This is a genomic window from Nesterenkonia sp. E16_10, assembly GCF_017347085.1.
In the GTDB taxonomy this organism is placed as follows: domain Bacteria; phylum Actinomycetota; class Actinomycetes; order Actinomycetales; family Micrococcaceae; genus Nesterenkonia.
The window spans coordinates 1-17,487 of sequence record NZ_JADPSA010000020.1 but is presented as its reverse complement, the minus strand read 5'-3'; the positions used below and the strand labels follow the sequence as shown (position 1 = coordinate 17,487).

Sequence of the window (17,487 nt, the reverse complement as noted above, 5' to 3'; positions counted from 1 at the left end):
CTCGGGTACCGCAGCCCGGCTGAGTATGCTGAAATCTGTACCCATTGAAGAAACCGCGGCCCGCATAACGCGTGGACCTACTTCCGGGGGCAACCCAGCGGCACCGACGTAGGTTCCGTGGCCCCTGCTGATCACTCAGGCGACGACCCGTGCGCCATTTAACTCCGAAAAATCGCCGCCATTTATCTACGAAAATCACACTTCGGGAGGCTCTCGCTGCTGTCCGCTCTGGGGACACGCTCGTGGTGACGAAACTTGACCGCCTTGCCCGGTCGCTTCCTGATGCACGAAACATTGCTGACGAGCTCACCACCAAGGGGGTGACGCTGAGCATCGGCGGCAGCCTCTATGACCCGAACGATGCGGTCGGCCGGCTGCTCTTCAACGTCCTGGGCATGGTAGCTGAGTTTGAGGCTGACCTAATTCGAGCTCGCACGCGAGAAGGCATGGCGATCGCCAAATCCAAGGGTCGATTGCGAGGGAAACAGCCCAAACTCTCCCCCTCGAAGCGCAAGCATCTTCTCGCCACCCATGCAGCTGGGACTCACACTCAGTCCGAACTAGCCGAGCTCTTCGACGTCTCGCGCGCAACGATCTACAGGGAACTTCAACGCATACAGCCCACGACTTGATCAAACATGCACGACCGCCGCGAGGCGGGTCCTACGCGGCTGAGCAGGCAACTTGCGGAGCTGCCACTCGTATAACCGCCCTGCCACCCCATCGTCGATAAGGCAAGATGTCCCACATGACTAAGGACATGCCGCAACTGCTCATCGAACGTCTCGCAGAGAATGCCGAACAGGTAGCGTTCGGTTGGCGACGGGAAGCCTGGCAGGCTGCAATGCACGATGACGATGCGACTCTGGCTCTCCTTGACCGACTCGGTGAGAACGTCGACCGGGAGACTACCCGCACAGTTGTTCTTGAAGAGCTTTCGGCGGGCCGGGTGACCCCAGCGTTCGTCGCGGCAATGATCTGGGGGCACGGGATGACCGGCTACGGTCCAGCCCGCGTGCGCTGGTTGCTCACAGGAGTACGTGGAAGGACTTCCATCACCGCACCAATTCGGCCAGACGTTCCCGAGAAGTTGGCCGATGGAGCGAAGGTTGCACGCGAGTCCGGCCCGGTTGAAGGCTTCAGATACATGAACAACCCTGGAAAGATCCTCTACCTCGGAGGACCCTTCTTCACCAAATGGCTCTACTTCACCACCGCAGTTGAAGGTATTGCAGACCCGAATGCCGCGCCTATCCTCGACGCGCAAGTGGCCGGATGGCTGCGGGCAAACCACGTGGAATCCCTCCGCGTAGATAAGACCCCATCCTACGAAAACTACTTACGCCTATTAAAGGACTGGGGTCACAGTTCTGGGCGGGCACCAGCCCAGGTCGAAGCTGCGATCTTCAACCTAGCCACTGGTCGATAGGTGAAACCATCAACACGGGTGTGGCCCTGAGGGCCGGGGCCAGAGCGGACACGTTCTGGGTGTCGAGGTCTATCTGGTGCTAACGCACCCATCGTCAGAAGGTGTCGCGACCGACATCGACACACTTAGAAATGACTTCTACTACCGCCGTTTGGGAAACGGTGCCCGAACTGGCGATCAAGCACCAGTCGGACTGCGTACTACCTCGGAGCAGGGTCGATTCGACGAGGCGTGGCCACATCCTTTCAGCTTGGATATGAGGCATCAAACCTGGGACGCTTCACTTCAGTTCCAGCTTCAAACCGAGCGCCTTCGCGATCTTCGCGATGGTCGCAGTGGTTGCGTCACTGTTGGCCTCAATGCGGGCAATGGTCGGACGCGACAGCCCGGATTTCTCCCCCAGATCCGTCTGCGACCACCCCCGCTTCTTCCGAGCCTCGCGGATTACGTCACCGAAGCCGCACTGTCCCCCCTCACCCACACTCACTCCCCTCCCCGATCGGAGTGCGCTTCCGCATCGGATCGGTGCTGAGCATGGAGCGCATCAGCTGCTATGTCTGCGATCTGCCCGATGAAGCCAGGATCTGTCACGTACGACTGAATTTCCTTCGACTCATTCACGGTTTTCAGGATCGCGAGCCCCACGGCACCGCTGAAACCTTCTGACGCCTTGAGCTGAGCGACGGTGTTGTTCTTCGCCATCGCCACCGCTTCCTCGTTCGCGTCAAGGAAACCCCAGAAAGTGGTGATGAACCCTGAGACGCTCTCTGGGCTGACCTCGACGCCCTTGGCCTTGAACATCTCGTTGACCTTATCGATGGCCTCGTCGAGCGGACCCCTCTTCGGCGCGGCGCTGCCGCCGTACTCGCCGTCGAAGATGGGCAGCTTGATCCCGTCGCCGCTGCCTTCGCTGATCGAGTGGTCCTCCTCGATCGCGGACGGAACGAGCTTCACACCCGAGAGCTGCACGCCCTCGAGAAAGCTGTCGTCGCGGTCGTCACCATCGGCGTGAAGGTTCCGGCCGAGCAGGGTCGCGAGGATCGCGCGTCGGTGCAGGTCCGGGTCCTGGTAGTCGACGATCTGGCTTAAGAACTGCCAAGCATTTCGATAGCCAAGTACATCAGCCCTGACGGCCTCTAGCTCTTCCTTCTGCCTACTGTTCTTAGACAGCACGGCCTGACGCCACTGTCCGTTCCAACGGTTTTTGATCGGCGCCAGCGCCTTGGCGATCACCTCGCCCCCGAGAACAGAGAGAAACGCCTCCGCCACCGCGTCCATCTCGTCGTATGTATAGAGGCCAGACGTGTCGAGTCGCTCCCCCACGGTAACCAGCGCGTTAGGGTCGACATCCCCGTCAACGTGCGCGTCAGAGTAGTAGAGCTTGAAATCCGCCTGAATGCTCGCGGGAGTGTTTCTGAAGTCAACGACCATCGGAGCGGTTTTACCCGGGTAGATCCGGTTCAACCTGGACAACGTCTGGACCGTGGCAACGCCTGAAAGCTTTTTGTCGACGTACATCGCCATCAGGCGTGGCTCATCGAAACCGGTCTGGAACTTGTTTGCGACGATAAGAACACGGTAGACACCCTTCTCGCGGAAAGCCCTGCTGACGTCGCTCACACCGTTGGCGGACACCTCCGTGACGCTTTCCCCGTCCTCGTCGGTAAGCGAGCCCGAGAACGCCGCGAGGGTGTGCAGGTCGTAGCCTTTCTCGGCGATGTAGGCGTCCATCTTCCGCGACCAGCTCAGGGCCTCCATGCGCGAGCTGGTTATGACCATGGCGCGCGCCTCGCCGCCTAGGAGCGGTTGCACGTTCCTCCTAAAGTGCTCGACAACTACGCGCACTTTCTGCGCGATGGCGGTCGGATGGAGCCTCGCATAACGGACGATGCTCGAGACCGCTTCGCCGGTGTTGACCTGAATCTCACTCTCGGACTCCTCGCTGTCCAGGGTGCTCTTCACCCGCAAAAACATGTCGTAGGTCGAGTAGTTGGTGAGGACGTCGAGTATGAAGCCCTCTTCGATCGCTTGGGACATCGTGTATGTGTCGAAGGCCTCCCAGCGGTCTCCGACCTGTGTGCCGAACAGGCGAAGTGTCTTCCCTTTGGGCGTCGCGGTCAGGGCGACGAAGGTGATGTTGGCAGATGCCGCGATGGCGGAGTCCTTGGCGGCAAGGATGTCGTCGGCGCTGATCTCCTCGTTGGGGTCGATCTCAACGTCTACGAGCAGCTCCTTGAGCTGTTTGGCCGCGGATCCCGACTGCGACGAGTGCGCCTCGTCGGCGACGACGGCCCAGCGTCTGCCTCGCAGCTCTTCGGTGTCCTCGATGAGCTTCATGACCTCGGGGAAGGTCTGCAGGGTGCAGGTGATGATGTGGTCGCCCTCGATGAGGGCCTTCTTCAGCTGGGGGGACTTTGCGCCGGACTTTTCGCCCACAGATACAACGAGGCCCTTACTCGACTGCACCAGGTTCATGTCGTTACGGATGTTCTCATCCAGGACAGTGCGGTCGGTGACAACGACGACCGAGTCGAAAGTCGACTTCGAGTCAGCGCTCATGTGCCGGATGAGGCGATGACTAAGCCACGCGATGGTCTTGGTCTTCCCGGAGCCGGCTGAGTGCCAGACGAGGTAACGCTTACCGGGCCCGTTGGCTTCGATGTCGGCGACCACACGTTCGACCGCACGCAGCTGGTGGAATCGCGGGAATACGAGTTGACCGTCGTCCTTCTTTCCGGACTTGCCCGGCTCGAAGAGCGCGAAGTCCTTGAGGATGCGCATGAAGGTGGGTCGCGCAAGGATCTCGCGCCACAGGTAGTTGGTCGACGAGCCAGTTGCCGACGGAGGGTTGCCCTCGTGGCCGTCGTCGCCCCGGTTGAAGGGCAGGAAGACCGTGTCCGCACCCCTCAGCTTGGTCGTCATGTAGACGAGGTCGTTAGACACCGCGAAGTGGACAAGGACACGACCGTGCGCGAGCAGCGGACGGCTCCTGCCGGGCTTGCGGTCCTCCTTATATTGGCGGATCGCGTGGTTGACGGTCTGCGTGTTATCGGTCTTGAGCTCGAGCGTGACGACCGGCAGACCGTTGGCCAGGAGCACTACGTCTATGCTCTCATTCGTCTTCGTGTCGAAGCGCACCTGGCGCAGGATCCGCAGCCGGACCGAAGCGGCCGCTTCAACGACCTCGGTCAGGTTCGGATTGGCCGGGGGAAAGACCATCATCGGCCCAAACTTCGCCGCGGGACGTCCGATCTGGGCGTAAGAAAAGCCCTTGCGCAGCACGCCGAGTAGACCGCCGACGGGGTGCCCGGTCGTGGGATCCATCCGCGTCGCCTTGGCAAGTTCCTTGGTGATGTGTTCGAGGAGCTTCAGCTCCGCATCGGACCTCTGTTCGCCCGCCAGACCCTCGGGGATGGCCTTCTCGTACTCGTCCGGGTACTGCGTGGCCAGCCAGGGCAGTACATCGTCAGGAATCATAGCGAGTCCGACGTCCCAGCCTGTCGACTTTCCGTCGTTCTCGTACAGCCAGCCACGCTCGGCCAGCTCGGCGCAGAGGTTCTCCTCGAACTCGCGCTCCATCAGTTGCGCGTGGTTCATACGATTTCCTTCCGTCCGGTCACGACGTCGAGCAGGAACACAGACGAACGCTCCACGAGGAGATTACGGAGACTGGTGATCTTCGCCAGCATCCCGTCGATGCGACCAGTGACGCCGTCGAGGTGTTTCGCGATGCGCTTCTGCTCGTCCAAAGGGGGCAGCGGCAGAGGCATCATGTCAAGCGCAGTCCTCGTGACCCGCTGGGCGTTCGGTCGCACCCCTGTGCCGATGGCTCCAAAGTAGTCAACATAGCGGGGGCTTCGTAGCAAATGGTGCACGTAGCGCGGGTGGAAGCGCCGAGAGATGCAGAACGCTTTGTAGTCGGGGCTTATGTAGCCGGTGAGCGACGACACCCCGAGCCCGCCGTGATTGAGCCACATCATGTTGGCGGCCAGTTGGTCAGGTCTTACGACCCGGTACTTCGCCACGTCCAGCGACACCTGCTGACCATCAGTCCGAGTGTTCACTTCAACTCCTCGGTACTCGGAAATGGAGAGTAGGGGTCCTTGCGGGGTGTCGCCGTTCCGCTCGGTGCTCTCGGTGAAGTCGTAGCCAAACTTCGTGCGGTCCCAGTACTCGGGTATTCCGGCCAGCGGAGACTGTGCGTCCTCGCCTCGGTGCGAGTCGTCCTCGGAAAGTCCAAAGAGCGCAGCAGTGTCGATCGCCCGTGCGCGCAGCGCTTCGGTCAGCTCATCGAGCTTCGCGATCATGGAGTCGCTCTTGTCGAGGCGGGCAGCAAGCTCGCTTTGGACACCCAATGGCGGCAGGGGGACGCGGATGCGCGACATTCGCGTGAAGTTCGTGGACCACAGGTCGTCGACGATGCCAGTGCCCCAACGGAAGAACTCGTCCTGGAACGCGATGCTGCGGAACAGGTGGTGGCCGTACTCCGGCACCATGAGGTCCGACCTCGGAGCCATGACGGAATAGACCACCGAAACGCTCCCGTCCTGGCGCGCCAGGCCGGACGCTCCGCGTCGGTCGGATCGCGAGTTGATGACCAAGTCCCCGGAACGAACGAGCTTCCGATCGCTTTCGGTCTGAGACTTGGCGACGCCGGCCAGCTGGGGCGTTACGCCGAGCTTCCCAACCGACAGCGGCGGGTACTCCGCCTCGCCGACCTTCTCATTACGCTCTACTACTATGGACCCGATCGGAGCCATGGCGAAGACTGAGCTTTCAAGCAGCGACCTGTGGACCACTTGTTCCGTCACTGGTCGCTCACAAGTTTGAACATGGCGGCCAGCTCACTCACGAGCCCCTGCACTTCGGAATCGATCTCCTCAAGCGGGCGCGGTACCCGCGGTGTATAGAAGATCCTCGTGAACGGAATCTCATTGCCGCGCTTCGCCTTGCTCTCGTCCCACTGGGCGTCAGGAGCGAACGGCACGACCTCGCGCGCCATGTGCTTGGACAGATCCTCGCTGAGCGGCACACGCTCTGTAATTTTCCACTCGGTAGAGGTGACCACGTTGCCCTTCCGGTCTACGGCCGGCAGCGCTGAGGCATCGGGAACCGCGAGTGCCTTCATCACGGCGTCCACCAACCCGAGAGGAGCCTTCAACCCAGCAGCCTTCGCCGCCTTCGGAAAGGTCTCGGGCAGCCCGTTCCAACTCATGCCGTCGAGTGACTCCAGTACGGCTACGTGGCCTTCCATAAAATCCTTCCGCTCGCGCAACGCCTCGACGGCCTCGGCACTGAAGCGGGCGGCGAGGCGAACTTGCTTGCTGACCGGAACATCTCGGAACCTGAAGTCGTCCGGAGTCATCACCCGGGAGATCTCAGGATCTGCGAGGTCGAACGCCTTGTAAGCCGCAAGCACCGGATCCCGGTCCGTTGCGCTCATCTCTCGGCGTTTCTCGCCCATAGGCCTGCGCAGCAGAGTCCACTGGTCCGATCCGTCAATAAGCTGGATTCTGCCAACTCGCTCCGGGGCCTTGTTCGTGTCGAGGATCCAGACGTAGGTCGGGATTCCGGTCCCGTAGAACATGCTGGGCGGCAGGGCAATAATGGCGTCGATCAGGTCCTCATCGAGGAGCCACTCGCGGATGGCGGTCGGCCCTTTGTCCCCATTGAAAAGGGGAGCCGCGTTCGAGACGACAGCCGCACGACCACCTTGGCCCTTCTTGCCGGCTGGGCTGAGCTTAGATGCACAGTGCGCCAGGAACAGCATCTGCCCGTCGCTGATGCTTGGGAGGCCGTGGCTAAAACGGGATCCAGACATCTTCGCCTGCTCCCGCACGTACTTTGCTTCCACCTCCCAGTCGATGCCGAACGGGGGATTCGAGAGCACGTAGTCGAAGGTCTGCCCCTCATAGAGATCCTCGACCAGGGTGTTGCCCTGCTTGATCGCGTCCGGGCGGCCGCCCTGGATGAGCAAGTCCGCCTTGCCAAGGGCGAATGCGGACGGCATGAGCTCCTGTCCGTAGAGCGTGACGTCGATCCTCTCGTTCATGCGCCGCAGCGCCTCTTGGGCGATAAGCAGCATGCCCCCAGAGCCAGCCGTCGGGTCGTAGATCGAGCGCGCTGCACTCTCCCCGGCGAGGGTGTCGTCGTCGTTCGCGATCAGGACGTCGACCATGAGCTTGATGGCGTCACGCGGTGTGTAGAAGTTACCCGCAGCCTTTCCCTTCTTATTGAAGGCCCGGTACATGACGTCCTCGAAAACGTCGCCCATGCCGGTGTCGCTGAGCTCTCTCGGCCCGAGCGGTAGCGTTGAGAAGTGCTTGACGACGGCGTGCAAACGGTTGGCGTCGGCAAGGACCTTAGCGCGTCGGTTGAAATCGAACGAGACCCAAATGTCGGCGATGTTGTTCGAGAATCCGTCGATGTAGCTCTTGAGTGACTTGTCCACGTTGTCGTCGACTGAGGCGATGGTCCCGAGGTCGAGCGAGGAAACGTTATAGAAGCCCAGGCCAAACCGGTCTTTGACGGCGATGTCGATGAGGTGCTGGGGCATACCGTCGAAAGCGTCGACGTACTTAATAACGGCGTCCTTGCTTTCCGCCAACATGCACTCCAGGCGGCGGAGCACCGTGAACGGGAGAATGTAGTCGCCGTAGTCCTCCTCGTCGACGATGTTTCGCAGATACTTGTCCGCCGTGTCCCAGACGATCCGTGCGGTCGTCTTCCTGGATGCCTCTGCCGGCTCGGCCATGTGTGCTCGTCCCTGCTCGTTGCGTTAGTCTCCTGTATCAAGAACATTACACTGATCCGTGTATCAGCAACATGACATTCAACCTCGCTTCCGGGGCAGCTTGGGATGTCGCGCCTCGTAAGCTGGCGTGCCGGGGGAAGCTCTCTTTAATCACTTTTAAGGTAGATAGTGTCTCCACACCCAGATCGCGGTGATTTCAATTCCAGGGAACAGAATTTTCCCTTTCAGAAGATCCAAAACCTCGACACAATACGCGTCCTTGGCTTCGATACCTTGCTTCTCGAGAGCTGCTGTTGCCCTGTCCATACGTTCTTGCATGTCTTCGGCAGTGTCCGCTGCTGCCGTGCCGGATTGCTCGGCGCCTTCGGCGCAGGTGTCTTGTAAAACCACTGGTTTTCGAAACGACCCGACTACGGATGTCACTGCATTGTCGTGTGCCCATAAACAGCACGGGAACGGCAAGCTTCCCAAGCCGATATCCTGCCCGTTCACTTGGTTTGGTTCGGGCGCTGGTATGCACTTGCTCCAGGTAAACCGCGCCACCATCGACTAGAACCAGTACGGGCCGTGCCCTTCTGAGTTGGCTTGTGCTGCCAGCACTGGAGTACGCGATTATGACGGCGGATCGTGGCGAGGTCGCCACGAAGCGGAGTTCGTGGATGCCCTCACCAACGGTGTGGCAGTCAGGAGGCCCCAGGTATCCACCATGGAGTTACGGATTGTCGTGACGAGATCGAGCCAGCCCTTCTGCGCGCCAGTCGGACCTTAGCTGACTGCCTCTGCCGTTGCGTGGGACCGCACATTCGTGATTAAGTCGACACGCGACACGGGGTGCCGACACCCACCGGAGTTCCGACTCTGGAGGGTATACGGCTGAGATAACACCCGTTGAACCTGATCCAGTTAGCACTGGCGAAGGGATTGTCCGGTCCCACTAGTACCTGCACGTCCTTCGAGCTGAGGATGAGAGACCGTGCCCGTAGGAAATCGCACCTGAAGTAGGTGACCATCGCGATCGGACTGCCTTCGCCTCTATACAGAGAGACAAGGCACATGACTACAACAGCCCTCCCACTCAACCAGCAAATCGTCGTCGTCACAGGGGGCGCACGCGGCCTCGGAGCTGCGATCACAAAGACTTTCCTCTCCCAGGGCGCGAAAGTCGTGATCAACTACCACTCCTCGAAAGAAGCAGCCGAAACCCTCGCCGCGCAACATCCAGGACAGGCCCTCGCCGTCGAAGCCGACATCCGCGACCGCCACGCCGTGGAAGAGCTCATCAGCACCGCCGCTAGCCATTTCGGCGGCCCCGTCACCACTGTGATCAACAACGCCCTAGTGGACTTCGTGTTCAACGGCGACGCCCGGGCCAAGGCCACGGAGATCACCTACGAGGCTCTCACCCAGCAATTTGAAGGGGCAGTGAAGGGCTCGCTCAACGTCATCCAAGCAGCACAGCCTGGCATGGCGAAAGCCGGATTCGGCCGGATCATCAACATCGGCACCAACCTCTTTCAGCACCCAGTAGTGCCTTACCACGACTACACCGCGGCCAAGGCTGCGCTGTTATCGCTGACCAGGACCTTCGCCGATGACTTAGGTCCGGCCGGGATCACTGTGAATATGGTCTCCGGTGGACTGTTGCGGACCACCGACGCGTCTGCGGCTACCCCAGAAGCCGTGTTCGAGGGAATCGCCGCAGGCACGCCATTACGTCAGGTCTCCACCCCAGAAGAACTCGCCGACACCCTCTTGTTCTTCGCCTCGCCCTGGGCCCGGGGCGTGACCGGACAAAACTTGATCGTCGACGGCGGCCTCGTCAAGGGCTGAGCGCGATGAGCAGCCGCGGCCTAAAACAGGCACACTTCAATCTCTTTATCCACGGTGTAGGTCACCACAGCGCTGCCTGGAGAGCCCGGGACTCTCACGCCGAGCGGCTGCGCACCGTGGAGTATTACACCGAGCTAGCGCAGATCGCCGAGCGGGGGAAACTGGATGCTATCTTCTTCGCGGACGGGCATTCAAACAGCATCACTGCTGCTGAGGATGGTCCGCTCTGGCACCTAGAACCGCTGACCTTGCTCTCTGCGATCAGCCGTGAGACTGAACGGATCGGATTGGTCAGCACGGTCTCTGCGACCTTCTACACGCCCTTCCATGCCGCCCGTCTGCTGGCGAGTCTGGACTGGATCTCCGAAGGTCGGGTCGGTTGGAACGTAGTCACCTCTATGTTTGACGCTGAAGCTCAGAATCACGGCTTAGAGAAGATGCCAGAACATGCGGTGCGGTATGGGCGTGCCGAGGAGTTCGTCGACGTCGTTCTTCGGCTGTGGGAATCTTGGCCAGACGAGGCGATTCTCATCGATCGGGAGCAGGACCCAGATGGCGGCCCCGGACGATACGTGGATGGAACGCAGCTCACTGAGCTAAACCATTCAGGGGAACACTTCTCCGTGCGTGGCCCGCTCAACGTGCCCCGCCCGCCCCAGGGACATCCAGTACTGTTCCAAGCCGGGGCTTCCGAGCAAGGCCGTGACCTGGCGGCACGCCGGGCGGAGGCGATCTACGCGGTGGCCTATGACCTGCACGCAGGCCGAGAGTATCGCTCCGACATGCGACAGCGCATCACTGCTGCGGGACGGGCACCAGATTCAGTGGCGATCATGCCAGGACTGGTGACCTATGTAGGTTCCACCATGGAGGAAGCCCAGGCCAAACAGCGCGCCCTAGATGAGTTGCTCCCAGTAGAGAACTCGTTGCGCCAGCTGAGTGTCTTCATCGGCCAGGACGCCTCAGGGTGGGATGTGGACGCCCGGGTGCCGGAGCTTCCTGCGTTGAAGGATTTCACCGGTCCCAAAGGGCGCTACGCCACAGTCCTTCGGATCATCGAGACGGAGCAGCCCACGGTGCGCCAATTGCTCGGGCGGCTCGCCGCCGGCGGTGGCCACTGCACGATGGTAGGGACCCCAGAATCGATCGCTTCGGAGATCGAACTCTGGCTGGATGAGGGCGGCGCCGATGGGTTCAACCTCATGCCGCCTTCATTGCCCTATGGCATCAGCAATTTCGTGGATCATGTGGTCCCAGAACTTCAGCGGCGCGGCCGGTTTCGCACGGAATACGAGGACAGCACACTCAGAGGGCACCTCGGGCTCGACATACCAGGCCCCTCACCAGCCGAAACGAAACCCTGAGCACAATCTCCACAACCTGAGTGCAGGAATGGATAGCACCTTAGCCCTCTGGACCCGCCGCTACGGCTCACCCGGGGACCGGCACCCTGATCAGCAGCTCGTTGGTTAGGGGACGCCGGGGAACTGGAACTAGCCGGCAAGCTTCGACCTTCGGTAGGAACCGGCTCGGACCAGGCCGCGAAACCTCCCACGGAAAGGACCCAGCCCGCTCCGGGCAGACGTGGGCAGTTTGAACTATTGGAGCGATGGGGTTGAGGTTGATGACCCAGTCAAGCACCCGCAACATTTCAGAATGTCCATCCAGGAACAGCGAGCCCTTGCTCTAACGCTAACCATTCCGAGCAGGTCAGAACACCCAACAACAACATCTAGGCTGGTGTCATGGAGCTCGCATTCACGAAGCTGGGATTCGATCCGCAGCTTCTCGACTACTCCGAGACATTCGCTCTGCAGAAGCGGCTGCACACCGCAGTGCATGAAGGCTCGGCGCCCTCGACGGTGCTGCTGCTAGAGCATGCCGACGTCTATACCGCCGGCAGGCGCACCGAGGACCATGACCGTCCCAGAGATGGCACGCCAGTGGTGGACGTTGACCGCGGAGGCAAGATTACCTGGCACGGACGCGGCCAGCTGGTGGGCTACCCGATTCTCCACCTGCGGGACCGTTCGCTGGTCAAGGACTACGTCGGCGTGCTGGAGAAGGCGCTCATCGGCATCCTCGCAGAGGACTACGGCATCACGTCCAACCAGGTGGAGGGCCGCTCCGGGGTCTGGCTCACCGATGGAGGTCGCGACCGCAAGATCGCAGCCATCGGGTTGCGCGTGCACCGCTCGGTGACCATGCATGGTTTCGCGCTCAACTGCTCCAACGACCTCGCGCCCTTCGAGAACATCATCCCCTGCGGCATCAGCGACGCCGGGACCACCAGCATCAGCGCGGAGGTGGGTTGCCTGGTCACCCCCGCAGACGTGGCAGACAGAGTTATGCAGGCCCTGCAGCAGGTGCTGCCGCCCCTGCTGCACATCGACGACACCGGGGCCCCCGGTGAGACGGCCCAGAGTCTGGGTAAACGTCAGAGCACGTGCGGGATGTCCCGAACTACAGAAGGAGCACCACAGTGACTGTGGCACCTGAAGGTCGACGCATGCTGCGCGTCGAAGCACGCAACGCCTCGATCCCCGTGGAGCGCAAGCCTGAGTGGATGCGCACCAAGGTCAAGATCGGCACCGAGTTCACCGAGATGAAGAAGCGGGTCGGTGAGAAGGGTCTGCACACGGTCTGCGAGGAAGCGGGGTGTCCCAACATCTTCGAATGCTGGGAGGACCGCGAGGCGACGTTCCTCATCGGCGGCTCTGCCTGCACGCGCCGCTGTGACTTCTGCGAGATCGACACCGGACGGCCGGGCGCCGTCGATGAGTCAGAGCCTCTGCAGGTGGCGCAGTCGGTCCAAGAGATGCAGCTGCGCTACGCCACGGTTACCGGCGTCGCCCGCGACGATCTGCCCGATGAGGGCGTCTGGCTCTACGCAGAGACCATCCGCAAGATCCACGAGCTCAACCCCGGCACCGGCGTGGAGATCCTCATCCCCGACTTCTCCGGTCGCGAGGAGAACATCGCTGGGATCTGTGAGGCCGCGCCCGAGGTGTTCGCACACAACGTCGAGACGGTGCCCCGGATCTTCCGCCGCATCCGCCCCGCATTCCGATATGAGCGATCACTGGATGTGCTCACCCAAGGACGTCGCCACGGCATGATCACCAAATCCAATCTCATCCTGGGCATGGGTGAGACCCGCGAAGAGGTCTCCGAGGCGCTGCGCGACCTTCACGACGCCGGCTGTGACCTGCTCACCATCACCCAGTACCTCCGCCCGACTCCGCGCCACCTTCCGGTGGACCGCTGGGTCAAGCCGCAGGAGTTCCTGGACATCTCCGAAGAGGCCGAAGAGATCGGGTTTCTCGGGGTCATGTCGGGTCCGCTGGTCCGTTCCTCCTACCGCGCCGGATCTCTCTGGGCCAAGGCGATGCAGAAGAAGGGCTGGGAGATCCCTGCCGCGCTGGCGCACATCGAGCCCTCGGGGGCGACCAAGCAGGAGGCCTCCACCTTGGTCGCGGCAGGCTACTAGTTCTCTAGTGGAACTGCGAACGTCCAGAACCCCATATTAGCCCCTGCATTGCGGGCCCCGGGTCCGCGCACAGCGCAAGTCAAGCCACAGGGAACCAGCTCTTGTCTCATAAACCTAGTGGTTAACAAGACGCGATCGCGTCAATGCCAACCTGGGAGAAGGTCGCGAAGCAGGGTGCCAACCGGGTACACCAGATGCGGGAGTTTCTTCGGCTTCCGGGGATCGCCTTCCTGGATTGGACGACGTCGGAGGCTTCGGTGTCACGGCACGCGGCGCCGTTAGTCAAGGCACTTTGAGGGAGTCAACTCAGAAGTGACGGCAACATTGCTCGTGCTCGTCCACCAGGGCCGCTACAACAACAGAGTCTTTCACCGTGACCGTCATGGTCGCTCTTCCTCGAGGATCGATTGGGCACCGGCGTAGCGCAACCTGCAGACGGCGCGACTCTACCTTCAGGCCCACTCCCCCGTCACTAGAACACTGAGGAGTCGCTGTCTTGTCTATTCCGGCAAGGCAGCACCAGCAGTCCCGAGAAGGCGGGATCCGTTGTGGTGCAGCACCGCACGCAGCCAGTCCTCTCCCATGCCGAGGTTGATCAAGGAGTCCAGCGCATGGGCGTAGCGGTAGGGGATGTTGGGGAAATCGGTGCCAAGCACAATGCTGTCCTGCAGCTCTTTGAGCTGCCCGAGTCGGTCCCGGGGGAACGGATGCAGACCCTCGATGAAGTCGGTGAACACCATAGTGGTGTCCAGGTACACGCCGTCGAAGCGCGCCGCCAGGTCTAAAAAATCCGCGTATTCGGGCATCCCTAGGTGAGCGATGACCAGGCGCAACCCCGGGAATCGACGCAGCAGCCGCTCAATACGAACAGGTCCAGTGAACTCTCCGGGACTCGGCCCAGATCCGCAGTGGATCACCACCGGTGTGCCCGAAACAGCCAGCATCTCCCAGGCCGGGTCCAGCAAAGCATCCCCTGGATCAAAGGCCCCGACCTGGACATGGACCTTAAAGACCCGCGCCCCCCGGTCAAGGGCCTGTGCCACATACTCTGCAGCCGCCGGTTCCGGGTAGAACGTCGCGCTCATCGCGACCTCAGACACCTCACCGGCGAGCCGAGAGGAATACTCATTGAGCCAGGAGGCCATCTCCGGCCGATGAGCGTAGTTCAGAGACGTGAAAGTGCGCACCCCGAAACCCTGCAAGATCTCGATCCGCTCGGACTCCGGGAGCCGGTAAGTGATCGGCCAGTCTTGACCGAGCGTCGGGCCCACGGCATCAAAGTATGACCAGACTTTGCGCAGCACGGACTCTGGCATGAAGTGGGTATGGATATCGACCAGGCCCGGCAGCCCCAGGGCTTCCCAGCGTGTCCGAACCTCTCGGGCTTCTGCGCTGATCAACTCGGCAGTGTCGCTACGACGTTCTCCACTGAAATTCATAAGTAAACGGGGCCCAAGATCACTGCCCGCTGACTCCCCCTATCCCCTTTTCGACCCGCCACAGCCACCACTTAGAACGGCCTGTTCTACACACCGTAAACCTTAGGAAGCGGGGCGTGTCTAGGATGTGACCCTCCCGGTGTCGACGCCGCGTGAAAATGTACCCCTTAGCGACGGATGAAAATGAACCCCCTCATCCAAGCTAGGAGGCATGATCACTGTGGAAGATTGGGCAGAGATCCGTCGGCTGCACCGAGCCGAGGGAATGGCTATCAAGGAGATCGCTCGCCGGCTGCAGATCGGCCGGAACACCGTGCGCCGAGCGTTGGCCGCCGACGAGCCACCGGCATACCGCAGGGACCCCACCGGCTCATTGGTGGACCCCTACATCCCGGAGATCCGCAAACTACTCGCCGATACCCCAAGGATGCCAGCGACCGTGATCGCTGAACGGATCGGGTGGGAACACTCCATGACCGTGCTCAAAGACAAAGTCCGTGAATTGCGCCCCCTCTATACCGGGGTCGATCCCGCTGATCGACTGGTCCACCGACCCGGGGAAGCCGCCCAATTCGATCTATGGTTCCCCGAGCCCGAAATCCCGGTGGGATTCGGCCAGGCCCGGGTGCTGCCAGTGCTGGTCATGACCCTGACCTTCTCCCGGTTCTTGGCGGCCACGATGGTCCCCTCGCGCCAATCCGGGGATCTGCTCGAGGGGATGTGGCAACTGATCAGCGGGGTCGGGGCAGTCTCGAAGTCCTTGATCTGGGATCGTGAAGCTGCCATCGCGCCCAAGGGCAGACCACTACCACCGGTGCAGGCCTTCGCAGGCACCACCGCGACCAGGATGGTGATCGCTCCGCCCAGGGACCCGGAGTTCAAGGGCATGACCGAGCGCAACAACGGGTACTTCGAGACCAGCTTCCTGCCCGGCCGATCCTTCGCTTCACCGCAAGATTTCAACATTCAGATCAACACCTGGATCACCGGCCGGGCCAATCAGCGCATGATCCGCAGCCTCGGGGACCGCCCGGTCAACGTGCTGGGCTCCGATCTGGCGGCGATGACCCCGTTACCGCCGGCGCCGCCGAGCACGGGGTTCACCCAGCAGATCCGGTTGGGTCGGGACTACTACCTGCGATTCGGCACCAACGACTACTCGGTGGATCCGCGGGTCATCGGCCGGCTGGTGATGATCACCGCCACTGTGGACCGTGTGGTGGTCCGCTGTGATGGTGCCATCGTGGCTGATCATGCCCAATGTTGGGCGAAGTCCCAGGTGATCACCGATCCCGCTCACGTGCACACCGCGAAGGCGCTGCGGGCCGAGTTCAATCAGATCCGGGCCACACAGCGCCGGGGGCCCCGCGAGATCCCGGTGCCCGGCCGTGACCTGGGGGTCTATGACGAGCTCTTCGGGCTCACTCCTGCCCGGACTCCGAGGGAGCAGGCAGCATGAGCTCACCACGGGGCACTGAGGATATCGGGTCGACCCTGGCGCATCTGGTCAAAGCGATGAAGACCCCCACCATCGGTCGGGTCTTCGAGCAGCTCGCCGACACCGCACGGGACCGGGGCTGGTCCCACGAGGAGTATCTCGCCGCCGTGCTGGAGCGACAGGTCGCTGACCGCGAAGCCAACGGCACCGCTCTGCGAATCCAGACCGCGAGGTTCCCCGCAGTGAAGACCCTCGAGGACTTCAACACCGACTACCAGCCCACGCTGCGCCAGGATCTGCTGGCGCACCTGGAGACCACCACCTTCATTCCGAAGGCGAACAACGTGATCCTGCTGGGCCCGCCAGGAGTGGGTAAGACCCATCTTGCGACCGGGCTGGGGATCAAGGCGTGCCAGGCGGGGCACCCGGTGCTCTTTGACACTGCCGCTGGCTGGGTCAATCGACTCGCGGAAGCTCACCATCGCCACGGCGGGCTTGCCTCAGAGATCAAGCGGCTGCGCCGCTACCGGATGCTGATTATCGATGAGCTGGGCTACTTGCCCTTCGACGCTGATGCGGCGAATCTGTTTTTCCAGCTCGTTGCTGCTCGTTATGAACAGGGCTCGCTGTTGATCACTTCGAACTTAGCCTTCAGCCGGTGGGGAGAGATCTTCGCTGATGACACCATCGCGGCGGCCATGATCGATCGATTGGTCCATCACGCTGAAGTTCTGACCCTGGACGGTGAGTCGTATCGGACCAGGGCCCGTCGAGAACTCATCGAGCACAACACCACCCACCGGAAGTAACACCAATGGCGAGGGGGTCCATTTTCAAACGTCGATAAGGGGTCCAGATTCACCCGACGTTGACACCCGGCGCTGGGTCAACTAAACCGGCTCTCCGCAGTTGAGCGTGGGTGTGTCGTGAGATGCTCCTATCTTGTGTCAAACAGCTGTAAACCATTGCTCATAGGGGTCTGCTGACGGTTCGGTTGACTTCCTGACTGCTAAGAAAGCAGAGAGGATAGTCCCATGCCGAAGATCTACTCCGAGGAGTTCAAGGCCTCCGCGTTGGAGCTGCTCGATTCCGGGATGACCCAGAAGC

The 17,487-nt window shown here is 61.5% G+C and carries 13 protein-coding genes, 1 pseudogene and 1 riboswitch; of the genes and pseudogenes, 8 read left to right on the top strand and 6 right to left on the bottom strand.

Annotation, left to right across the window (positions count from 1 at the left end):
• Positions 1-200: 200 nt before the first annotated feature.
• Positions 201-632 (top strand): annotated as a pseudogene (locus I2487_RS06260) (recombinase family protein); the annotation flags it as partial.
• A gap of 116 nt (positions 633-748) precedes the next feature.
• The gene (locus I2487_RS06255; protein WP_207172531.1) at positions 749-1,429 is read left to right on the top strand and encodes an 8-oxoguanine DNA glycosylase OGG fold protein; all 681 of its coding nucleotides are present in this window, start codon (positions 749-751) and stop codon (positions 1,427-1,429) included.
• Between the two features lie 280 nt (positions 1,430-1,709).
• Here I2487_RS06255 and relB read toward each other — a convergent pair whose 3' ends face one another.
• The 5 genes from relB to I2487_RS06230 all read right to left on the bottom strand — a co-directional run bounded on the left by relB (position 1,710) and on the right by I2487_RS06230 (position 8,606).
• Positions 1,710-1,910 (bottom strand): type II toxin-antitoxin system RelB family anti-toxin, encoded by a 201-nt coding sequence (gene relB / locus I2487_RS06250; protein ID WP_207172533.1) that lies wholly within the window; start codon positions 1,908-1,910, stop codon positions 1,710-1,712.
• A gap of 2 nt (positions 1,911-1,912) precedes the next feature.
• A complete protein-coding gene (locus I2487_RS06245) occupies positions 1,913-5,026 on the bottom strand; it encodes a type I restriction endonuclease subunit R (protein WP_207172535.1) in 3,114 nt (1,037 codons plus the stop codon).
• On the bottom strand, positions 5,023-6,189 hold the full coding sequence (locus I2487_RS06240; protein WP_207172537.1) for a restriction endonuclease subunit S: 1,167 nt from the start codon (positions 6,187-6,189) through the stop codon (positions 5,023-5,025). Before I2487_RS06240 ends, I2487_RS06245 begins: the two co-directional genes overlap by 4 nt.
• A gap of 47 nt (positions 6,190-6,236) precedes the next feature.
• On the bottom strand, positions 6,237-8,183 hold the full coding sequence (locus tag I2487_RS06235) for a type I restriction-modification system subunit M (RefSeq protein WP_207172539.1): 1,947 nt from the start codon (positions 8,181-8,183) through the stop codon (positions 6,237-6,239).
• A 156-nt stretch (positions 8,184-8,339) separates the two neighbouring features.
• Complete coding sequence (locus I2487_RS06230; protein ID WP_207172540.1) at positions 8,340-8,606, bottom strand: hypothetical protein; 267 nt, start codon at positions 8,604-8,606, stop codon at positions 8,340-8,342.
• A 394-nt stretch (positions 8,607-9,000) separates the two neighbouring features.
• Positions 9,001-9,122, top strand: a riboswitch (TPP riboswitch).
• 114 nt (positions 9,123-9,236) lie between these two features.
• Between I2487_RS06230 and I2487_RS06225 the strand changes: the two genes are divergently transcribed.
• The 4 genes from I2487_RS06225 to lipA all read left to right on the top strand — a co-directional run bounded on the left by I2487_RS06225 (position 9,237) and on the right by lipA (position 13,503).
• On the top strand, positions 9,237-10,013 hold the full coding sequence (locus I2487_RS06225) for a 3-oxoacyl-ACP reductase (protein WP_207172542.1): 777 nt from the start codon (positions 9,237-9,239) through the stop codon (positions 10,011-10,013).
• Between the two features lie 5 nt (positions 10,014-10,018).
• The gene (locus I2487_RS06220) at positions 10,019-11,377 is read left to right on the top strand and encodes an LLM class flavin-dependent oxidoreductase (protein WP_207172544.1); all 1,359 of its coding nucleotides are present in this window, start codon (positions 10,019-10,021) and stop codon (positions 11,375-11,377) included.
• Between the two features lie 381 nt (positions 11,378-11,758).
• Positions 11,759-12,499, top strand: a complete 741-nt coding sequence (lipB, locus tag I2487_RS06215) for a lipoyl(octanoyl) transferase LipB (protein ID WP_207172546.1) — start codon at positions 11,759-11,761, stop codon at positions 12,497-12,499.
• Entirely contained in the window at positions 12,496-13,503 is a 1,008-nt protein-coding gene (gene lipA / locus I2487_RS06210) for a lipoyl synthase (RefSeq protein WP_207172547.1), read from the top strand. Before lipB ends, lipA begins: the two co-directional genes overlap by 4 nt.
• Before the next feature lie 500 nt (positions 13,504-14,003).
• Here the strand turns inward: lipA and I2487_RS06205 are convergent, their stop codons facing one another.
• Positions 14,004-14,942, bottom strand: coding sequence for an amidohydrolase family protein (locus tag I2487_RS06205; RefSeq protein ID WP_207172548.1), 939 nt, complete (start codon positions 14,940-14,942; stop codon positions 14,004-14,006).
• Between the two features lie 211 nt (positions 14,943-15,153).
• Between I2487_RS06205 and istA the strand changes: the two genes are divergently transcribed.
• Together istA and istB are read left to right on the top strand one after the other, a co-directional pair.
• Positions 15,154-16,401, top strand: coding sequence for an IS21 family transposase (istA, locus tag I2487_RS06200; protein ID WP_218624358.1), 1,248 nt, complete (start codon positions 15,154-15,156; stop codon positions 16,399-16,401).
• Positions 16,398-17,189 carry an IS21-like element helper ATPase IstB gene (gene istB, locus I2487_RS06195; RefSeq protein WP_207172549.1) on the top strand — a complete coding sequence of 264 codons (792 nt, stop codon included), beginning with the start codon at positions 16,398-16,400 and terminating at the stop codon, positions 17,187-17,189. Before istA ends, istB begins: the two co-directional genes overlap by 4 nt.
• Positions 17,190-17,487: the final 298 nt, after the last annotated feature.

Bases quoted from the DNA above. Each gene is read 5' to 3' on its own strand.
- I2487_RS06255 (WP_207172531.1), top strand. From the start codon at position 749: ATGACTAAGGACATGCCGCAACTGCTCATCGAACGTCTCGCAGAGAAT.
- I2487_RS06245 (WP_207172535.1), bottom strand. From the start codon at position 5,026: ATGAACCACGCGCAACTGATGGAGCGCGAGTTCGAGGAGAACCTCTGC.
- I2487_RS06240 (WP_207172537.1), bottom strand. From the start codon at position 6,189: ATGGCTCCGATCGGGTCCATAGTAGTAGAGCGTAATGAGAAGGTCGGC.
- I2487_RS06235 (WP_207172539.1), bottom strand. From the start codon at position 8,183: ATGGCCGAGCCGGCAGAGGCATCCAGGAAGACGACCGCACGGATCGTC.
- I2487_RS06225 (WP_207172542.1), top strand. From the start codon at position 9,237: ATGACTACAACAGCCCTCCCACTCAACCAGCAAATCGTCGTCGTCACA.
- I2487_RS06220 (WP_207172544.1), top strand. From the start codon at position 10,019: ATGAGCAGCCGCGGCCTAAAACAGGCACACTTCAATCTCTTTATCCAC.
- lipB (WP_207172546.1), top strand. From the start codon at position 11,759: ATGGAGCTCGCATTCACGAAGCTGGGATTCGATCCGCAGCTTCTCGAC.
- I2487_RS06205 (WP_207172548.1), bottom strand. From the start codon at position 14,942: ATGAATTTCAGTGGAGAACGTCGTAGCGACACTGCCGAGTTGATCAGC.
- istA (WP_218624358.1), top strand. From the start codon at position 15,154: ATGATCACTGTGGAAGATTGGGCAGAGATCCGTCGGCTGCACCGAGCC.
- istB (WP_207172549.1), top strand. From the start codon at position 16,398: ATGAGCTCACCACGGGGCACTGAGGATATCGGGTCGACCCTGGCGCAT.